1 protein-coding gene is annotated in these 1,330 nt (G+C 63.9%); it reads right to left on the bottom strand.

The features are described 5' to 3' along the window. On the bottom strand, nt 1–1,330 hold a 1,330-nt coding region (locus tag KUG85_RS21020), incomplete at both ends, for an isopeptide-forming domain-containing fimbrial protein (RefSeq protein WP_223006761.1).

Genomic DNA, 1,330 nt, shown 5'->3' with positions numbered 1-1,330 from the left:
GTCCTGTGTCGTCGTCCCTCCGGTGACCACGCTCGTGAGCGTGTAAGTAATCGTGTCATCCGCCTGAACGCCAACACCATCGCCCACGTCGGACGCCTTCGAGGTGCTGAGTTCCACGAGCGGGTTGCTCGTTGTACAGGGATTGCAGTTCCCCACATCTGCAGTGACGGCATTCGACACAGAGCCCGATGCGCCGTCCGAGACTGTCGCCGTGTAGGACACGCTGTAGGTACCCGCCGATGTGCCGGCGGGAAGCGTGAACGACAGAGTCGGCGCACCACCCGTATCAGGAACGAAGGAACCCGGGGCCGTCACACTGCCGAAGTCCAGCCCCGCCCCCAGCACATCGGTCAGAACCAGGTCCTGTGTCGTCGTCCCGCCAGTAACAACGCTCGTCAGCGTGTAAGTAATCGTATCGCCCGCCTGAACGCCAACACCATCCCCCACATCCGATGCCTTTGAGGTGCTGAGCAGCACCAGCGGGTTCGCCGTGGCGCAGGGACTGCAATCCCCAACGTCAGCAGTGACGGCATTCGACACAGAGCCGGAAGCACTGTCCGAGACCGTCGCCGTGTAGGACACGCTGTAGGTACCCGCCGCAGTCCCCGCAGGAAGCGTGAACGACAGGGTCGGCGCGCCACCCGTGTCGGCCGTAAACGCACCGGGCGCCGTCACATTGCCGAAGTCGAGTCCTGCCCCCAGCACATCGGTCAGCACCAGGTCCTGCGTCGTCGTCCCGCCTGTCACCACGCTCGTCAGCGTGTAGGTGATCGTGTCACCCGCCTGAACGCCAACACCATCGCCCACGTCGGACGCCTTCGACGTACTGAGTTCCACCAGCGGATTGCTCGTCGCACAGGGATTGCAGTCTCCTACATCTGCGGTGACGGCATTCGACACTGAGCCGGAAGCACTGTCCGAGACTGTCGCCGTGTAGGAAACGCTATACGTTCCTGCCACAGTCCCCGCGGGAAGCGTGAACGACAGGGTCGGCGCGCCACCCGTATCAGGAACGAAGGAACCCGGCGCCGTCACACTGCCAAAGTCGAGCCCGGTTCCCAGCGTGTCGGTCAAAACCAGGTCCTGTGTCGTCGTCCCGCCTGTCACCACGGTCGTCAGCGTGTAAGTAATCGTATCTCCCGCCTGAACCCCCACGCCACTGCCCACGTCGGACGCCTTGGAGGTGCTGAGCTCCACCAGCGGGTTGCTCGTCGCACAGGGACTGCAGTCCCCAACGTCAGCTTCGGCCGCGTTCGATACCGACCCTGACGCACTGTCCGAGACCGTCGCCGTGTAGGACACGCTGTAGGTACCCGCCGCAGTCCCCGCA

The sequence above is a fragment of the Nitratireductor rhodophyticola genome (assembly GCF_019891355.1).
Classification (GTDB): domain Bacteria; phylum Pseudomonadota; class Alphaproteobacteria; order Rhizobiales; family Rhizobiaceae; genus Nitratireductor; species Nitratireductor rhodophyticola.
This window is presented reverse-complemented; position numbering and strand designations above follow the sequence as displayed.